Raw genomic sequence first — 17378 nt, 5'->3', positions numbered from 1 at the left:
AGGGCGGGGGACGGCCCGCCCCGGCCGTCGACCCAGCCAGGGCCCGTCCGACACGATCAGGAGAACGCGATGAACGACCAGTGGGACCACACGTACGACGTGGTGGTCGTCGGCTCCGGCGCCGCCGGCATGGCCGCGGCCCTCACCGCCCGGCTGCGCGGACTGACCGCCCTGGTGGTGGAGAAGACCGACGTCTACGGCGGCTCGACGGCCCTGTCCGGTGGCGCGATCTGGGTCCCGGGCAACTTCCACCTGGACGCCGCCGGGCTCGGCGACACCCCCGAGAAGGCCCGCGCCTACCTGGACGCCACCGTCGGCGACCGCGTCCCCGCCGCACGCAAGGACGCCTACGTCACCCACGGACCGCGGATGGTACGGGAGTTCCACGACCGCACGGCCGTGAGGTTCGTCTACACCCCCGGCTACTCCGACTACTACCCCGAGCGGCTCGGCGGCTACCCGCAGGGCCGCTCCGTGGAGCCGCAGGTCTTCGACTTCAGGAGACTCGGCCCCGAGCAGCGCGCCACCATGCGACGTGCCGGGCTGCCCACCTACGGCCTCACCATCACCTCCAAGGACTTCCGGCAGCTGAACATGGTGGGCCGCACCTGGGCCGGCCGCCGCACCGCCGTCAAGGTCGGCGCCCGGGCGGTCAGGGCCCGCCTCTCCGGCCGCGAGCCGCTCTCGCTCGGCGAGGCGCTGATCGCCCGCATGCGGCACTCGCTCGACACCCTCGGCGCCGAACTGTGGCTCTCCGCACCGCTGACCGGACTGGTCGACGAGAACGGCAGGGTCACCGGCGTCCGGATCACCAGGGACGGCCGCGACCTCACCGTCCGGGCCAAGGGCGGCGTCGTCCTCGCCTCCGGAGGCTTCTCCCACGACCAGCGGCTCCGCGAGAAGTACCTGCCGGCGCCCACCTCGTCCGCGTGGAGCTCCGCGTCCGACGGCCAGACCGGCGACGCCCTGGAGCCGGCCGTGGCCCTCGGCGCCGCGACCGACCTGATGGACCGGGTCTGGGGCGCCCCCTCGGTGGTGCCTCCCGAGGGGAGGCCGTTCTTCCTCGTCGCCGACCGCGGGATCCCCGGCATGGTGATCGTCGACGGGGCGGGGGAGCGGTACGCCAACGAGGCCGCTCCGTACCACGAGTTCGTCGACGCCATGTACGCCGCGGACCGGCCGGAGGCGAGCACCGTACCGTCCTGGCTGATCCTCGACGCCACCTCCAAGTCCCGCTACCTCTTCATGGGCCTCTTCCCGGGCCAGGCGTTCCCCAGGCCGTGGCTGGAGAGCGGCTTCGTCAAGAAGGCCGCGACCGTCGAGGAGCTGGCCGCCGGCATCGGCGTCGCCCCGCGGCGGCTGCGGGCCACCGTGGACCGCTTCAACGGCTTCGCCCGCGCCGGCCGCGACGCCGACTTCCACCGCGGCGAGAGCGTCTACGACCGCTACTACGGCGACCCGACGCTGCCCAACCCCAACCTGGCGCCGCTGGAGAAGGGCCCGTACTACGCGATCCCCGTCCACCCCGGCGACATCGGCACCAAGGGCGGCCTCGTCACCGACGCCACCTCCCGCGTGCTGCGCGAGGACGGCACCCCCATCGACGGCCTGTACGCCTCCGGCAACGTCTCGTCCGCCGTCATGGGCGAGACCTACCCCGGCCCCGGCGCGACCATCGGCCCCGCCATGACCTTCGGCTGGCTCGCGGCCGGCCACATCGCCCGTACGCGCTCCGCCGAGGCGAAGTGAGCCGCCCACCGGCGCCTCACGGGCTCCGCCGAGGCGAAGTGAGCCGCCCTCCGGCCGACCACCCGCTCCACCCGGGCCCGGTGCCCCGCCCACCGGCGGACCTGCGGGGCAGGACCGTGATCGTCACCGGCGGAGCACGCGGGATCGGCGCGGAGGCCGCCAGGGTCGCCGTCGCGTCCGGCGCCCGGGTCGTCCTCACCGACGTACGGGAGGAGGAGGGCCGCACCACGGCGGACGGGCTGGGCGACCGCGCCCGGTTCGTCCGCCACGACGTCACCTCCGAGGACGACTGGCGCGCCGTCGTCGACTTCACGGCCGCCGCCTTCGGCCGGGTGGACGGCCTGGTCAACAACGCCGGGATCTCCGGCGGTTCCCACCTCCTGGAGGAGCAGACGGCCGAGGCGTTCCGGCGGGTCCTCGACGTCGACCTCACCGGCGTCTTCCTCGGCATGCGGGCCGTGATCCCGGCGATGCGGGAGAGCGGCGGCGGATCCATCGTCAACATCTCCTCCGCCGCCGGCCTCATGGGCCTGGCCAGGACCGCCGGCTACGGCGCGGCCAAGTGGGGCGTGCGGGGGCTCACCAAGCTCGGCGCGGTGGAGCTCGGCGCCGACCGGATCCGCGTGAACTCCGTACACCCGGGCATGATCCCTACCCCGATGACCGCCCACCTGGGCATCGAACGGGGCGAGGGAGGGTACCCGGACACACCGATGGGGCGGGTCGGCGAGCCGCGGGAGATCGCGTGGGCGGTCGCCTTCCTGCTCTCGGACGCCGCCTCGTACGTCACCGGCGCCGAACTGGCCGTCGACGGCGGCTGGACGACCGGCCCGACCCTGCGACCCGTCGAGGAGAACCCCTGATGCCCGTCGACCTGACAGGAAAGGTCGCGCTGGTCACCGGCGCGGCACGCGGCATGGGCGAGGCCGAGGCCCGCCTGTTCGCCGCCCTCGGGGCGAAGGTCGTCCTCACCGACGTCCTGGAACAGGAGGGGGCGGCGACGGCCGCCTCCCTCGGCGCCGCCGCCCGCTTCGTACGCCACGACGTGACCGACGAACACTCCTGGACGGCCGCCGTGGCCGCCGCCCTGGACGCCTTCGGCCGGCTCGACGTCCTCGTCAACAACGCCGCGATCTACTCCACCTCACCCATCGCCGAGGAGGACCCGGCCCGCCTGGAGGCCATCCTCCGCGTCAACCTGATCGGTCCCTTCCTCGGCGTGCGCGCCGTCGCCGGTGCGATGCGGGACGGCGGCGGAGGATCCATCGTCAACATCTCCTCCCAGGCCGGCCTCCAAGGCATCTGGGGGCACGGCGCGTACGGGGCCGCGAAATGGGGACTGCGCGGCCTCACCAGAACGGCCGCCCTCGAACTCGGCCCGGACGGCATCCGGGTCAACTCCGTCCACCCGGGCGCCATCGCCACGGCGATGACCGCCCACCTGGCGACCAAGGAGCACGCGGGCGCCCCGCTCGGCCGGGTCGGCGAGCCCGAGGAGGTCGCCCGGCTCGTCGCCTTCCTCGCCTCCGACGACTCCTCCTACCTGTCCGGCGCCGAACTCGCCGTGGACGGCGGCGCGTCGGCGGGCCGCATGCCCCTCCTCGACCCGAAAGGAGCCGACACGTGAACCGACCCGACCCCGAGGTGCAGGCCGTCATCGACCTGGCCACCGCCGGCTTCCCCCCGCTCGCCACGGAGATGACGGACATCGCCGAGGTGCGCGCCTTCTTCGCCGCCCGCCCCCGCCCCGCCGTCCCACCGCCCCCCGTCGCGCGCGTCGCGGACGAGGACGCCGACGGCGTGCCCGTACGCGTCTACGACCCCGGTGTCCACGAGACCGCGCCCGTGATCGTGTTCTGTCACGGGGGCGGCTTCGTCCTCTGCGACCTCGACAGCCACGACGAGTTCTGCCGCTCCCTGGCCCGCGCCACCGAGGCAGTCGTCGTCTCCGTCGACTACCGCCGCGCCCCCGAGCACCCCTTCCCCGCCGCCCCCGAGGACGCCTACACGGCCCTGCTGTGGGCGGCGGCGGCCTACCCGGGCCGGCGGATCGCCGTCGCCGGGGACAGCGCGGGCGCCAACCTCGCCACCGTCCTCACCCTGCTCTCCCGCGACCGCGGCGGCCCCTCGATCGCCTGCCAGGCGCTCTACTACCCGATGCTCGACCCCACCCGGTCCCGCCCTTCGCACCGGGAGAACGCCCACGGCTACTTCCTCACCTCCGACCACCTGCGCTGGTACTGGGACGGTTACCTGCCCGACCCGGCGGCGCGCACCAGTCCCTACGCGGCTCCGCTGGCCGGCGCCGACCTGTCCGGGCTCCCACCGGCCCAGATCGTCACCGTCGGCTTCGATCCCCTCCGCGACGACGGCCTCGCGTACGCCGACGCCCTCGCCGCGGCGGGCGTACCGGTCGAGGCCCACCACCACCCCGGCATGTTCCACGGCTTCCTCTCCATGGCGGGCGCCCTGCCCGCCGCGGCCGAGGCCCGCGACACCGCCTTCGCCGCCCTGCGCGCCGCCCTCGCCACCGGCTGACCCCCACGACGCGCGAGTGCGATCACCAGGGGACGACGCCGTCGTCCTCGAAGAACGAACCGGTCGGGCCGCCGTCGGGCAGCGTGGCGAGCCGGATCGGTGTGGACGCGCCCTGTTCAGGGGTGCGGGCCCCTTGGAAGCCTGTGAAGTCGGTCGCGACGAGGCCCGGGCAGGCGGCGTTGATCAGGATGTTCGTACCCGCGAACTGCCGGGCGTACTGCACGGTGAGGGCGTTGAGGAACGACTTCGACGGCGCGTAGGCCGCCATGATCGGGCCGATCTCGATGTCCGGGTCCGCTTGCCGGGTCAGGGAACCGACGCTGCTGGAGACGTTGACGATGCGTGGCGAGGCCGAGCGCCGCAGCAGGGGCAGCATCGCGTTGGTGACCCGGACGACACCCATGACGTTGGTGTCCACGACCGTGCGGAGCACCTCCAAGTCGAGCGCGGTCGGGTCCTGCAGCCACCCCGGGTCCATCTCGCCCGAGACGCCGGCATTGTTGACCAGGGCGTCCAGGCGCCCGGCCAGCCGTTCGATCAGTTCCGCGGCATCAGTGACGCTCTGGTCGTCGGTCACGTCCAGCGGTACCCCGAACGCGTCCACGCCGCCGGCGCGCAGCTTCCCGACGGCGGTTTCGCGTCGGGCCGCGTCACGGGCTCCCACGCCCACGCGGTACCCGAGGCTGCCCAGCCCGGCCGCGATCTCGTACCCGATGCCCTTGTTCGCGCCGGTCACCAGCGCGATCATCGTTTCGCTCATGCCGATGATGTTGGCTCGCGGACGAGTGGCACGGCCAACACCGATACGGTGCCCTGTCATACCTGCCGGGTATCACCGCGTATGCTGCGGCCGTGGACACCCTGGAGACCCGCGAGTTGAGGTACTTCGTGGCCGTCGCCGAGGAACAGCACTTCGGGCGCGCCGCCGAGCGCCTCGGCATGACCCAGCCACCGCTGTCGCGGGCGATCCAGCAGCTCGAACGGCGCCTCGGGGTCTGCCTGCTGCAGCGCAACCGCCGTGGTGTCCGCCTGACCGGCGCCGGAGAGGTGCTGCTGCACGAGGGCCGGGCGGCCCTCGACGCGACCGCTGCCGCTGCTCGCCGCACCCGGCGCGCCGGCGGTGCCGACGGCCCCGGCGGCCCCCGCGGTCGGCTGGTCCTTGCGGTGAAGGCCGCCGCGTCGCACGAACTGCTGCGGAAGCTTCTCGACGCCTACGCTGCCGAGCCCGGCAGTGCCGAGATCGAGGTGCTGCCGTGCGGCATCTCCGAGCAGGAAGTGCTGCTGCGCGACGGACGCGCCGATGTCGCACTCATGCACACGCCGTGGAACTCCCTCGCCGGGTTCGACAGCGAGGCACTGACGACCGAGGGACAGGTCGCCGTCCTGCCTGCCGGTCACCCCCTCGCCGCCCGCGAGACCTTGTCCCTGGCCGATGTCAGGGACGTCCCCGACCTGCCGCTCGCCCGCTGGCCGACCCACGGCACCTACGCACCCGGCCCGGGCCCCGAGATCCGCAACCAGACGCAACTGGCCCAGCTGATCGCCCTCGGACGCACCGTGGCGGTCGTCCCCGACTCCGCCCGCTCCTGGCTGTGGGCCGAGCACACGGCCGTCCCCTTGACCGACGCGCCTCCCGTCGTGACCCACATCGCCTGGCCCGCGCACAGCCGCTCCCTCGCCCTGGCGGGCCTGGTCCGCACGGCCGCACGGCTATGACCGGGTCCTGCCCCCATCGGCCACCACACGGGACCCCGTACGAGACCGCCGGCCCGTACGAGACCGCGGCGGCCCCGCACGGGCCCTGCCTCAGTCGCGTATCAGCGCGAACCCCTTGTACCCCGAGGCCGCCACGTCCGCGATGATCTCCCCGTACACCCCGAAGCCACCGATGAACGGCATGAACACCCGTGGCTTCCCGGGGATGTTGGCCCCCAGGTACCAGGAGTCCGCGGCAGGGAACAGCGTGGCCGCCGCCCGGTCGCGGCACTGCGCGACCCACTCCTCGACGGCCTCCTCGCTCGCCTCGATCGCACGGTAGCCCCGTTCGTCCAGATGACGCAGACAGTCGGCGAGCCAGTCGCCGTGCTGCTCGGCGCAGAGCACGACGTTGGCCATCACGGACGGGCTGCCGGCCCCGGTGAGGTTGAACAGGTTGGGAAAACCGTCGACGCCCAGGCCCAGATAGGTGCGGGGACCCCCGCCCCACACGTCCTTCAGCCTCCGGCCGCCGCGCCCCCGGACGTCCACCCGGTCGACGGCCCCGGTCATCGCGTCGAACCCGGTCGCGAACACGAGCGCGTCCAACTCCACCCGGGTGCCGTCGGCCAGCACGATCCCGGCGGCGTCGATCCGCTCGATCGCGTTCTCCCGCAGGCTCACCAGGCGCACGTCGTCGCGGTTGAACGTCTCGTAGTAGTGCGAGTCCGTGACGATCCGCTTCGTGCCGATCGGGTGGTCCGTCGGCACCATCAGGTCGGCGACGGCCGGATCCTCGATGAGCGCGCGGACCTTCCCCTCCCAGAACGCGCGCGCCGCGTCGTTCGCCGCGCGGTCCGTGAGCTGGTCGGGGAACGTCTTGGAGTACAGGACGCCGCCGAGCTCCCACCGCTCCTCGAACGCCGCCCGCCGCTCGTCGGCGGACACGGCGAACGTCGCCGACGGGTGCGCCACGTGGGGCGAGCCGCCGCCGCTGAGCCGCGCGAGGCGCCGCCGCTCGGGGTAGCCGGCCTTCTGGAGTCGGCGCGTCTCCTCGTCCAGCGGCGCGTTGCCCGCCGGAACGCTGAAGTTCGCGCTCCGCTGGAAGACCGTGAGGTGGGCCGCCTGCTCCGCGATCAGCGGGATCGCCTGGATGCCGGAGGACCCGGTGCCGATCACGCCGACGCGCAGCCCGCCGAAGTCCACGCCCTCGGCGGGCCAGGCACCCGTGTGGTACGTGGCGCCGCCGAACTCCCCGGCCCCCGCGATGTCCGGCACGTGCGTACTGGAGAGGCAGCCGACGGCGAACACGCAGAACCTGGCCGCCACCACCTCGCCGCGGTCGGTGCGGACCGTCCACCGCAGCGTCTCCTCGTCCAGCTCGGCCGAAGTCACCGAGGTCGAGAAGGCGTAACTGCGGCGCAGGTCGAAGCGGTCGGCGACATGGCGCAGATAACCCATGATCTCCGGCTGGGTGGCGTACTTCTCGCTCCAGTCCCACTCCTGCTGCAGCTCCTCGTCGAAGGAGTACGAGTAGTCCACGGACTCCACGTCGCAGCGGGCGCCCGGGTAGCGGTTCCAGTACCAGACGCCGCCCACGTCGTCGCCCCGCTCGAAGCCCCGCACGCGCAGGCCGAGACCGCGCAGCCTGTGCACGGCGTAGAGACCGGTGACACCCGCTCCGACGACCACGACGTCGACGTACTCGGTGATGCTGTCGTTCACGTTCGGACTCTCCTCGTCAGATGGTGGTGTCGCGCGCCGGCCGCCGCAGCGCGTTCTTGTCGACCTTGCCCGCCGCGTTGCGCGGCAGCGCCGGCACGGAGCGGAAGGCCCGCGGCACCTTGAAGTTGGCCAGCCGCTCCCGCGTGTACGCGGTCAGCTCCGCCGCGTCGAACGGAACCCCGGCCGCCGGCACGCAGTACGCGACGCCGACCTCCCCGAGCCGCACGTCCGGCGCGCCCACGACCGCGACGTCCACGACCGCCGGGTGGCCGCGCAGCACCTGCTCCACCTCCGCCGGGTACACGTTGAAGCCGCCCACCACGAACATGTCCTTCAGCCGGTCGGTGATCCGCAGGAACCCGCGCCCGTCGAGCACGCCCACGTCCCCCGTGCGCAGCCAGCCGTCCGCGTCGACGGCCTGCGCGCCGGCATCGGCGTCGCCGGGGCCGTCGGGGTCGTCGAGATAGCCGCGCATCACGTGATAGCCCCGGGTCAGGATCTCCCCGGGCTCCCCGGGCGGAGCGTCGACCCGCAGCTCCGTACCCTCCAGGGCCGTCCCGGACGTGCGCGCCAGCGTCGCCGGCGACTCGTGCGGAGGGCAGATCGCGACCACGCCCGTCGACTCCGTCAGCCCGTACGCGGTACTGACGCTCCGCGCCCCGAGGCACGTCCTGATCTCCTCGATGAGCGTCGTGGGGATGTTCGCCGCACCCGTGACCGCCATCCGCATCGACGTCAGGTCGTACGCCTCACGCCCGGGATGCCGCACGAGCGACGTGAAGACCGTCGGCGCACCGGTCAGCACGGAGATCCGCTCGTCCTGCATCCGCCCGAGCACGGCCTCCGCGTCGAACACCCTCTCCGGCACGATCGTCGCCCCGCGCAGCAGACAGGCGAGCACCCCGGCCTTGTAACCGAAGGTGTGGAAGAACGGGTTGACCAGCAGGTACCGATCGCCGCGCCGCAGCGTGACCGTACGCGCCCAGGCGTCGTACACCCGCAGGTTCTGCCCGTGTGTCGCGGGCACCCCCTTCGGCCGGCCCGACGTCCCCGACGTGAACAGCACGTCGGCGGTGTCGTCGGGTCGCACCCCCGCGGACCGCGCCACCCGCTCCGCACCGGTCACCCCGTCCCCACCCGAGAGGAACCGCGCCCAATCCGCCGCGTGCAACCCCACCGTCCGCTCCAGCAGCGGCAGTTCCTCACCCGAGTCCGCGAGCAGCGCCCGGTAGTCCGTCCCCAGGAAGTCGTGCTCCGTGAAGAGCAGCCGTGCCCGCGACCTCCGCAGGATGTCAGCGGCCTCCGCCGCCTTGTAGCGGGTGTTCACCGGCACCAGCACCCCACCCGCCGCCACCACCCCCAGCGCCGCCACCACCCACCGGGCACTGTTCGGCGCCCACACCGCCACCGCGTCCCCCGCCCCCACCCCCTGCGCCATCACCGCCCGCGCCGCCCGGTCCACCCGCTCCCGCAGCCCCCCGAACGACCACCGCTCCCCACCGAAGACCAGCGCCTCCTCCTCCCCGTACCTCTCCGCCGCCCAGTCCACGAGCCCCGCCACCGTCCCCGCGCCCCTCACGACCCCACCCACCCTCCCCACAGCCCCGCCCCTCACCGAGACACGGCCACCCGACCCACGACACCCCGGAGCCTGACAGCCGACGCCCCCGGACGCAGGCCGCGGTTCCCGCTCACCGGGAAGGTGCGCGCCCACGCCCGGTCGTGCGACCCGGGGTGCGGGAACGAGGGGGTCGTGCCCTCGGCTACTTCGGGGTCGGCGTCAGGACGACGAAGTCGGCCTTGGAGGGGTCGAGGCAGACGGCGAGGCGGCCCACGTCCTCGGCGTCGTCGGGGCCCATTTGGATGCTGCCGCCGTGGTCGGTGACCTTGGCGATGGCGGCGTCGCAGTCGGGGACGTCGAAGACGGGGTGCCAGTAGGGGCGGCCGTCGGCGAGGGAGAGGTGTTCGGAGGGGAGCTGCATGAGGCCGCCCTGCATGCGCTCCGGGGGGAGGCCGGCGGGGGTGATGAGGGTGTAGGTGCCGCCGCCAGGCATGTCCATGTCAGAGTACTGCCAGCCGAAGACGCTGCCGTAGAAGTCGCGGGCGGCTGCGGCGTCGGTCGTGTAGAGCTCGGTCCAGGAGAGGGCGCCCGGGGCGTCCACGAGGTCGACGCCCTTGTTCGTGCCGGGTTGCCAGACGGCGAACTGGCCGCCGAGGGGGTCGCTGTACTGGGCCATTCGGCCCCATTCGTCGAGATCGGTGGGCGGGACGCGGACGGTGCCGCCGCCGCGTTCCACGGCCTCCGTCGTGGCGTCCGCGTCGGTGACGCTGTAGTAGATCATCCAGGCGGAGCGGGCGCCGGGTTCGGTGAGTTTGCCCAGGCCGGCGACGATCTTGCCGTCCTTGCGGAACATGCCGCCTCCCATGTCCTCGCCGCCGCCGGTCATGGGTTCGTAGGTCCAGTCGAGGACGGCGCCGTAGAAGGCCGCGGCCGCGGGGACGTCGGGGGCGCCGAGGTCCAGCCAGCAGGGGGAGCCCGGGACGAAATCGGTGGTGATCATGGGTGTTCCCTTTCGCAGATCCCGTACGGGCCCAGGCTGCCATCGGCGATGGCAGCCCGCCCCTCGGCCGCCTTCGCCCGCGGGCGGTGCGATCCCCGCCGACGGGCGGCGACCGGCTTCCGCCGCCACGGGGCCCGAACCGCCTCAGGAGAGCACCCACCGGGGCGGGTGTCCCGGGTCGGTCGGGCAGGTGAAGACGTGGAGGTCCCGGTCACGGCCGAAGCGGAGCCGGGTGGGACGGGTGACGGACTCGCCGCCCCGGATCGAGGCCATGCCCGTCAGGGACGGATCGCGGTCCTCCAGCGGCATCCAGGTGTGCGAGTCGGCGTCCGTCTCCTCGCCCGCGGCCGTCAGGAGGAGTCGCATCGGGGCCGCGCAGGACGCGCACGCGATGTCCATCGGGCCGGTCGACGCCCAGCTGGGATGGCCGCCGACCCGCCAGCCGGGCGGGATCGAGAGGGCGCCCTGGTAGAGGGGGGGCGTCGCGGCCGCCTTCGGCTGTCCGGGCATCGTCCCAGGCGTCGATGCGGGCGAGCAGGGCCGCGGGCAGCGTGTCGTCCTCCGCCCAGGGATAGGTGTCGACCTCCTCGGGGTGTACGACGCAGGGCCGGGGGAGTTCGTCCTCCCACCGGAGCAGCGGCACTTCGGGCGCGGCGGTGAGGAAGTGGCCCGCGCGCTCGGTCGGTGCGGCCGTCCGCCAGTGCAGGAGGTAGCGGCGTTCCAGGTGCGGGCCGTGGGTGAGGGGGCAGCGGAAGAGCTGCACCAGGTCGGCGCCGCCGGGCCCGGCGGCGAGGCCGGGGACGTCGCGGGCGAAGAACTGGGCGAGTCCCATGAAGGGCACGGGCTCGCACGTTCCGGGGCCGTCGGCACCGGCCCACGGGCGGCTCCGCGGCCGTACCCCCGCGGCCCGGGCCGCGCGGATCTCCTCGGGGGCGTACCCCTCGGTCTCCGGCTCGTGGGCTTCACGGCAGAGGGGCCACGGCTCGTCGCGAGGCCACAGCAGCGGCCCGCCGACATGGCTGTCGTGCCGGCCGGGTCGCCCCGGTCGCGGGTGGAGGCGGGTGGTGCGCCCGCGGTGGGCCGCCAGTTCTGGGAACACGATCTCCACGGCGATCGGCCGGGCCGGTGTCGTCCTGGTCATCTGCCGAACGTACGGGGCCCGCGCGCGTCACGCGAACGGGTTACGGCGAACGTCCTGCGAGGACGCCGAGGTGCCGGCCCGGTCGCCTCGTGCGCGGGGGTGTCGCGTGACGTCCTCCGGGTCGGCGGACGTCACGCCGTACCGATCAGCGCGTGGACGAGTCGTTCGATCCGCGCCTGAGATCCCGGCGTCGCCTCGGCGGAGCCGGTCATCAGGAGGTGGTGCAGGGTTCCGACGAGTGCGAGCGCGACGGAGTCCGTGTCCAGGGGTGCGGCGACCCTGCCGAGCTCCTGCTCCGCGCGCAGGTAGCGGTCGACCGACTCCTGGATCGCGGGGAAGCCGGGGGCGCCTGCCTGCCAGGCCTCCCGGACGCGCTGGGCGGCCAGGGGGCGGGTCACCGCCAGGCCGACCAGTCCGGGGTCCAGGGACAGCACGGAGGCGGTGACGTCCGCGAGGTTGTCGGCCACGGAGCCGGTGCCTGCTCTGGCGGGGAGGTCTGCCGATTGTGCGGCGGCGATGGCGAAGCGGTGGAGGACGAGTTCGGCGACGAACTCGTCCAGTCCTGCGAAGTGGGTGTGGAGGACTCCCTTGGCGCATTCGGCCTCTTCGGTGACGGCGCGGCTGGTCAGCGCGGCGGCCCCGTCGCGGGCGAGGACGCGCTCCGCCGCGGCGAAGAGCCGCTCGCGCAGGCCTTCGATGGCTACTCCGCGCGGTGACATCAACTTCCTCCTGGGAATGGGTGTTGCGAGTATGGGCGGGTGCCCATACTGTTTGGGCATACGCCCATTCTAGGGCTGTCGCTCCCGATCGGAGGTCATTTCGCATGCAGCAGACCGCGAACCCCGCCCAGGCGAGGGCATGGAACGGCTACGAGGGCACGCACTGGGCCGCCCACCACGACCGCTGGAACGCCGTCAACGCCGGATTCGACGGGCCGCTGCTCGCAGCCGCGTCGATCCGCGCCGGGGAGCAGGTGCTCGACATCGGCTGCGGCGCGGGCGCGACCACCCGCCTGGCCGCACGGGCGGCGGGCCACGGACATGCCACCGGCCTCGACCTCTCCGGCCCGATGCTCGAGCGGGCCCGGAGTGCCGCCGCCGAGGAGGGGATCGCGAACATCTCCTTCACGCACGGCGACGCCCAGGTCCACGACCTGCCCCGAGCCGCCTTCGACGTCGCGATGAGCCGCTTCGGCGTCATGTTCTTCTCCGACCCCGCCGCCGCGTTCGCCCACATCGCTTCCGCCCTGCGCCCGGGTGGGCGCGTCGCCTTCCTGACGGCGGCGGAACCCGAAGGGAACGAGTGGCTCACCGCGCTCACCGCACTTGCGGACATCCTGCCGATCGGCGGCTTCGGCACCCCGGGCGGACCGGGCATGTTCTCCCTCGCCGACCCCGGCACCGCGACCGGTCTGCTGCGCACGGCGGGTCTCCTGGACGTGCGCGCCGAACACGTCCAGGCGTACGGGACCTGGGGCCGCACCGCGGAGGAGGCCGCGGACTTCCTCCTCGACTCGGGCCCCGGCCGACACCTCCTCGGTTCGGTCGATCCCGCCGCGCAGGCCCGTGCGCGACGGCGCCTGACCGAAGGCCTCGGTGCTCACGAGACCGGTGGCGCGGTCCGGCTCCTGAGTACGGGATGGCTCCTGACCGCCACCGCCACCGCTACTGCCGCCGGCTGACCGCCACCGTCGCCGGCTGATCGTCCCGGAGGGCGGGGCCTCGACCCGCCGGCGAGCACCCCCGCGCCTCCGTGATCACGACGCCGCGGGGGTCCTCGTCGCGGCGGTCGCGGGCGGCGAGTCCTGCCGGTAGAAGATGTCGATGTCCACCTCTTCGCCTCCGACGATCAGGGTGTCCCACGCTCCGCTCTCCCACAGCGTGCGCAGGGTGGAGGAGCCGAGCGACTCCAGGTGGTTCCGGAGGGTCGCGTCGTCGGGCATGCCGGGGAGGCGTGACGCCAGGCGGTCGCGGATCGACCGCAGGCGTTCGACGAGGGCGTCGATGTCCGCGTTCCTGTCGAGGTCCTTGCCCTCGGACTCCTCGATGCTCTGGGCGATCTTCTCCTTGATCGGGCGGCTGACGCCGTTCTCGTCGGTGGAGATCATCGTGTTCCAGGCGCGGCTCTTGTGTCGGTACTGGAGCATGGACATCGCCGCTTCGTGGCGCGCGAAGTCGGCGTCGCGGAACGGCCTGCCGGTCCAGGCGCCGTTGAGGGAGCGGGCCAGTGAGATGGCGGAGCCCAGGCCGCTGTTGAGTCCGCGCCCCGGCCAGAAGTGGATGGCGTTGGCGGCGTCGCCGAGGAGGAATCCGTACGTCCCCGGAGAGGTCGACGTGGCCGAGTGCAAGCGGGTGGTGAACCTGGGGCGCTGCACCATGTCGAGCCGGAAGGCGGTGACGGCGCTGAGGTCCTTCTCTGCGACGCCGAACAGCGTCAGCCCCTCCAGCACCCGCTTCCACAGGGCCGAACCCCTGACCATGGCGGGCAGGAAGAGGGTGCTGTGCGTCGAGCACTGGAAGTCGCCGTGGTCGTCGCGGCCCATGACGCACGGGCGTGAGGCGATGCACTCCTCGAACACGTGCCGGACCGGATCGATGCCGACGACTTCCGCGGCCTCGGCATCGGTGAGGCGCATGTTGAGGAATCCCTCGCCGCGAAGGGCGTTGAGGAGGAACCGGTTCTGGGCCACGGTCAGGAGGACCGTCATCGGGTCCGTCAGGGTCGACTTGACGCGCAGGCCCAGGACGACGTCCTGAACGTGTCGGCCGTGCAGCGAGTAGATGGACTTGTCGGCGCTGCCGAACTTGTCGGCGAAGTACTCCCGCGTTCGGGAGCGCCCGCCCTCGCAGACGGCGAGTACGTGGTCCTTCGCCCCGGACTTCTGGTGTTCGGCCGGATCGAACGCGGCCGGGACCAGCCGGATGCGGTCCGGCTTCTCGTTGGCCAGTTCGAGGAGCGTGTCCTCGATGTAGGCGATCCGGAGGTTCCTCGGGCTGTGGCCTCGGACCGAGTCGGGGCCGACCGGCCACATCTCGGAGAACGCGTCGCCGCGGAACAGCCTTTCCCGCACCTCCTCGGGGAGGTTCAGGTACTGGCGGCTCTGCACCGTCACGACCTGCTGCCGGCGTACGTTGCCCTGGCTTTCGTCCTTCCAGACGACCTTCTGCCCGTCCTCGGTCCAGCGGCCGTCGTACACCGTGATGGCGACGCGGTGCCCCATGAGGTGTTCCAGGAGCAGGGCGAAGCTCAGGCCGACGGGGCCACCGCCCGACACCGTGACGTCCAGGACGGGACCCGCCGCCAGGGTCGCCTGGGCGGAGGGGGCGAGTGGGCGCAGGACGGACAGGTCGAGGATGGTCTCCATCGCGTCGGCCGCTTCGAAGCGGAACGTCTCGGTGCCTATCTCGATCAGGTCGCCGGGCTGCAGTTCGTGCGATGTCACACGCGTCCCGTTGACCCGTGTTCCATTACTGCTGCCACTGTCGTACAGGACGAATCCATGGCCTTCACGGCGTACTTCGGCGTGAAAGCGCGAGACGTTCTCCCCGACGATCACGATGCTGTTGTCGCCTTTGCGACCGAGGGTTACCGGTGTGGTGCCGATCGGGAACTGCTTTCCAGCCAGGGAGCCTTGATGGCCGACAAGCCGAGGAGGCATGGGTCACCCAATTCCACGAGTCACGGATCCGATGACGAATTGCGAAACCGGTGACCAGCCAGCGTCGCCCCGCATCACAGACCGCGAGTCCTCCGGCACGCAGGACAATCCTAAGGCGGCCGCGAGGTCGATGAGAAGGCATACGGAACGACTGATCATCATACGGTGGTCGTTCCGTGAAGATGTAACAGCAAAGGCCCGGCAGGAACCCCGGGATTCACCTCATTCACTTCATTCGCTTCATTCACGTGATGCGCATCATTCGCATGCGCATCATGCGCATGCGAATGATGCGGCAGGACAGAAAGGGCGTGGCCTGTCGGCCCCGACCCCGCTGCCCTGCCGCCGCTGCCGCGGGAGCGCCGTCGGTCAGGCTCCGTTGCCGCGCCTGAGGACGTAGAACGCGACGCCGCCGAGCAGGAGGACCGCGGCGCCGATGCCCAACGGAAGCGCGAGCCTGCTCATGAGCGGGTCGTCGCCCTCGGCGGCGACCGTCGTGCCGCCGGAACCGCCCTGAGCACCGGTCTTGCCCTGCTCGCCGTTCCCCTTACCGCCCTGTTCGCCGTTGCCGTCCGAGGCGGACGGCGAGGGGCCCTGGTCGGATGCGTCACCGAAGAGGAACACCGGGCCGTTCCCGGCGCGGGGCGTGCCGGAGATGTCCACGGTCAGCGAGATCGGGACCACGATGCCCTTCGCCTCGTCGGCCGGCTCGGCGACCGCGGCCTGGATGTAGTACGTGCCGGGTACGTCGTACCCGTTGAGGTCGGGGCTCTTCGCGTCGTCCGGCTCGGTGATCTCCCAGGGCCCGCAGACCCGTTCGACGTGCCCGGTCCGGCCCGAGAGGAGCTCGGTCAGGTCGTGGTCCTCGTTGCACGTCGTCGACTCGCGCTGGGCGTTGTAGACGGTGACGGACCACCCGGTGGTGGAGCTGGGGAAGTCCGCCGGGATGTCCACGCCGCCCTTGACCGTCAGCCTCTGGCCCGCCTTCAACTCCACCCGCCAGAAGGGGGCCTCGCCCACGGCGATGGACTGCCGGTAGGTGCCCGGGCCGATCGGCGTGGCGCTGTTGAAGGAGAAGCCGCCCGCGGCCTCCGCCCCGGTGCGGGGCTCGGGAACCCGCGCGCCGACGCCCTGGGTCGTCTTGTCCGCGATGCCGACGAGCAGCTCGACGGGCATCGGCTTGTCCCCGGACTCGGTCACGTCGTTCTCGACCATGATGCAGCCGGTGTCGTTCGGCGCGGCCTTCTCGTTGCCCGATCCCGGCTTGCTCCGGCCTCCGGTGGAGATGATGTTCGACCACCCCATCGACTGGGAGAACTCCCGCAGCCAGGCGCGGGGTTCGCCGTCGTCCGGAGGGCCCGCCGCGACGGTGATGAGGGACCCGCGGCCGTACCCCTCCTCGGCGACGGCGGTGGCGCTCACCTGGAGCCGCTGGTCAGGACGCTTCTTGACCTTGTAATAGAGGTCGCGCCCGCCGGTGAACTCGTCCAGGTACTGCCCGGGCGCGACCAGCGGGGCGTCCTGGCAGCCGGTGAGGGAGCCATCGACCGGCTTTCCGGTGGCGTGGTAGCTCTGCCACCCCTTGCGGAACAGCGTCGCCAGATGGTCGGTCAGCGAGTCGGCGTCGTCCGCGTCCGCGTACGAACCGTCGGTCGCGTCGGCGATGCACTTCAGCTGCGTCCGTGCCGACGAGGGTGTCCGGAAGCCGACCACGTCCACGGCGAGGTCGATGCCCTGCGCCTTGAGCTCGCGGGCCACCTCGCACGGAGGGGGCGGCGCACAGGTGTCGTCACCGTCCGAGACCAGGACGATGCGGCGCTTGCCGCTCGCCCCGAGATCCTCGGCCGCCTCGCGGAGAGCGACGCCGATCGGCGTGAACCCGACCGCCTTGAACCCCGCGACCCGCTTCTTCGCGTCCGCGCGCGCCGCCCCGTCCATCGGCGTGACCGGCAGGACCTGCTGCGTGTCCGCGCAGCCCTTTCCCTTGTCCTGACCGGGATACGTGGCCCCGTACACGCGCAGTCCCAGCGGGGCCTGCTCCGGGGCGGTGTCGATGATCCGCGTGACCGCCTGCTTGGCGGCGGCGAGACGGGTCTGGCCGCCCGCGTCCTTCTTGTTCATCGAACCCGACAGATCGAGAACCAGGTCGATCCGTGCGACCTCCGGCCCCTCGGGTGCCGCGGGGGAGGCACTCGCCGTCGCCGCCGGCGAAAGCAACGCCCCGAGCGCCAGCAGGGAAAAGGCGGCGAGCACGCGTCGTCGGCGTGGTCTCGAAAACATCAGGGTGATCTCCAGGCGTTTGTCTGTCGGG

Annotated in this window: 14 protein-coding genes; 6 read left to right on the top strand and 8 right to left on the bottom strand. The window is 72.5% G+C overall.

The window, feature by feature from the left end:
• Nucleotides 1–69: 69 nt before the first annotated feature.
• The 4 genes from ACFCY7_RS24010 to ACFCY7_RS23995 are packed head-to-tail and all read left to right on the top strand — an operon-like array spanning nt 70 to nt 4287.
• Nucleotides 70–1749, top strand: a complete 1680-nt coding sequence (locus tag ACFCY7_RS24010) for an FAD-dependent oxidoreductase (protein ID WP_376488095.1) — start codon at nt 70–72, stop codon at nt 1747–1749.
• A 38-nt stretch (nt 1750–1787) separates the two neighbouring features.
• Nucleotides 1788–2612 (top strand): glucose 1-dehydrogenase, encoded by an 825-nt coding sequence (locus ACFCY7_RS24005; protein WP_376488094.1) that lies wholly within the window; start codon nt 1788–1790, stop codon nt 2610–2612.
• Complete coding sequence (locus ACFCY7_RS24000; RefSeq protein ID WP_376488093.1) at nt 2612–3376, top strand: glucose 1-dehydrogenase; 765 nt, start codon at nt 2612–2614, stop codon at nt 3374–3376. The genes ACFCY7_RS24005 and ACFCY7_RS24000 overlap by 1 nt, the downstream gene beginning before the upstream one ends.
• Nucleotides 3373–4287: an alpha/beta hydrolase gene (locus ACFCY7_RS23995; protein WP_376488092.1), complete on the top strand. Its 915-nt coding sequence runs from the start codon at nt 3373–3375 to the stop codon at nt 4285–4287. The genes ACFCY7_RS24000 and ACFCY7_RS23995 overlap by 4 nt, the downstream gene beginning before the upstream one ends.
• Nucleotides 4288–4309: 22 nt before the next feature.
• On the opposite strand, the gene ACFCY7_RS23990 is transcribed toward ACFCY7_RS23995, so the two are convergent.
• A complete protein-coding gene (locus ACFCY7_RS23990) occupies nt 4310–5047 on the bottom strand; it encodes an SDR family oxidoreductase (protein ID WP_376488091.1) in 738 nt (245 codons plus the stop codon).
• A 92-nt stretch (nt 5048–5139) separates the two neighbouring features.
• On the opposite strand from ACFCY7_RS23990, the gene ACFCY7_RS23985 reads away from it, so the two are divergent.
• Entirely contained in the window at nt 5140–6003 is an 864-nt protein-coding gene (locus tag ACFCY7_RS23985; RefSeq protein ID WP_376488090.1) for a LysR family transcriptional regulator, read from the top strand.
• Nucleotides 6004–6093: 90 nt separating this feature from the next.
• On the opposite strand, the gene ACFCY7_RS23980 is transcribed toward ACFCY7_RS23985, so the two are convergent.
• The 5 genes from ACFCY7_RS23980 to ACFCY7_RS23960 form a co-directional block, all read right to left on the bottom strand.
• Nucleotides 6094–7707: a flavin-containing monooxygenase gene (locus ACFCY7_RS23980; RefSeq protein WP_376488089.1), complete on the bottom strand. Its 1614-nt coding sequence runs from the start codon at nt 7705–7707 to the stop codon at nt 6094–6096.
• Between the two features lie 16 nt (nt 7708–7723).
• Entirely contained in the window at nt 7724–9286 is a 1563-nt protein-coding gene (locus ACFCY7_RS23975; RefSeq protein WP_376488088.1) for a FadD3 family acyl-CoA ligase, read from the bottom strand.
• 184 nt (nt 9287–9470) lie between these two features.
• Nucleotides 9471–10268: a VOC family protein gene (locus ACFCY7_RS23970; protein WP_376488087.1), complete on the bottom strand. Its 798-nt coding sequence runs from the start codon at nt 10266–10268 to the stop codon at nt 9471–9473.
• 144 nt (nt 10269–10412) lie between these two features.
• Nucleotides 10413–10778, bottom strand: a complete 366-nt coding sequence (locus ACFCY7_RS23965; protein ID WP_376488086.1) for a hypothetical protein — start codon at nt 10776–10778, stop codon at nt 10413–10415.
• Nucleotides 10779–11540: 762 nt separating this feature from the next.
• Entirely contained in the window at nt 11541–12128 is a 588-nt protein-coding gene (locus ACFCY7_RS23960; protein WP_376488085.1) for a TetR family transcriptional regulator, read from the bottom strand.
• A 104-nt stretch (nt 12129–12232) separates the two neighbouring features.
• Between ACFCY7_RS23960 and ACFCY7_RS23955 the strand changes: the two genes are divergently transcribed.
• Complete coding sequence (locus ACFCY7_RS23955; protein ID WP_376488084.1) at nt 12233–13090, top strand: class I SAM-dependent methyltransferase; 858 nt, start codon at nt 12233–12235, stop codon at nt 13088–13090.
• A 75-nt stretch (nt 13091–13165) separates the two neighbouring features.
• Here the strand turns inward: ACFCY7_RS23955 and ACFCY7_RS23950 are convergent, their stop codons facing one another.
• A complete protein-coding gene (locus ACFCY7_RS23950; protein WP_376488083.1) occupies nt 13166–15067 on the bottom strand; it encodes an FHA domain-containing protein in 1902 nt (633 codons plus the stop codon).
• 369 nt (nt 15068–15436) lie between these two features.
• Nucleotides 15437–17320, bottom strand: coding sequence for a VWA domain-containing protein (locus tag ACFCY7_RS23945; RefSeq protein WP_376488082.1), 1884 nt, complete (start codon nt 17318–17320; stop codon nt 15437–15439).
• Nucleotides 17321–17378 lie beyond the last annotated feature (58 nt).

The sequence above is a fragment of the Streptomyces sp. NPDC056361 genome (assembly GCF_042262805.1).
Lineage (GTDB): Bacteria > Actinomycetota > Actinomycetes > Streptomycetales > Streptomycetaceae > Streptomyces.
The sequence above is the reverse complement of the archived record's forward strand: the minus strand, read 5'-3'. Positions and strand labels throughout refer to the sequence as shown.

What these genes read in the sequence shown, in the direction of transcription:
- ACFCY7_RS24010 (WP_376488095.1), top strand. Translation starts at nt 70, where the DNA reads ATGAACGACCAGTGGGACCACACGTACGACGTGGTGGTCGTCGGCTCC.
- ACFCY7_RS24000 (WP_376488093.1), top strand. Translation starts at nt 2,612, where the DNA reads ATGCCCGTCGACCTGACAGGAAAGGTCGCGCTGGTCACCGGCGCGGCA.
- ACFCY7_RS23990 (WP_376488091.1), bottom strand. Translation starts at nt 5,047, where the DNA reads ATGAGCGAAACGATGATCGCGCTGGTGACCGGCGCGAACAAGGGCATC.
- ACFCY7_RS23970 (WP_376488087.1), bottom strand. Translation starts at nt 10,268, where the DNA reads ATGATCACCACCGATTTCGTCCCGGGCTCCCCCTGCTGGCTGGACCTC.
- ACFCY7_RS23965 (WP_376488086.1), bottom strand. Translation starts at nt 10,778, where the DNA reads ATGCCCGGACAGCCGAAGGCGGCCGCGACGCCCCCCCTCTACCAGGGC.
- ACFCY7_RS23960 (WP_376488085.1), bottom strand. Translation starts at nt 12,128, where the DNA reads ATGTCACCGCGCGGAGTAGCCATCGAAGGCCTGCGCGAGCGGCTCTTC.
- ACFCY7_RS23955 (WP_376488084.1), top strand. Translation starts at nt 12,233, where the DNA reads ATGCAGCAGACCGCGAACCCCGCCCAGGCGAGGGCATGGAACGGCTAC.
- ACFCY7_RS23950 (WP_376488083.1), bottom strand. Translation starts at nt 15,067, where the DNA reads ATGCCTCCTCGGCTTGTCGGCCATCAAGGCTCCCTGGCTGGAAAGCAG.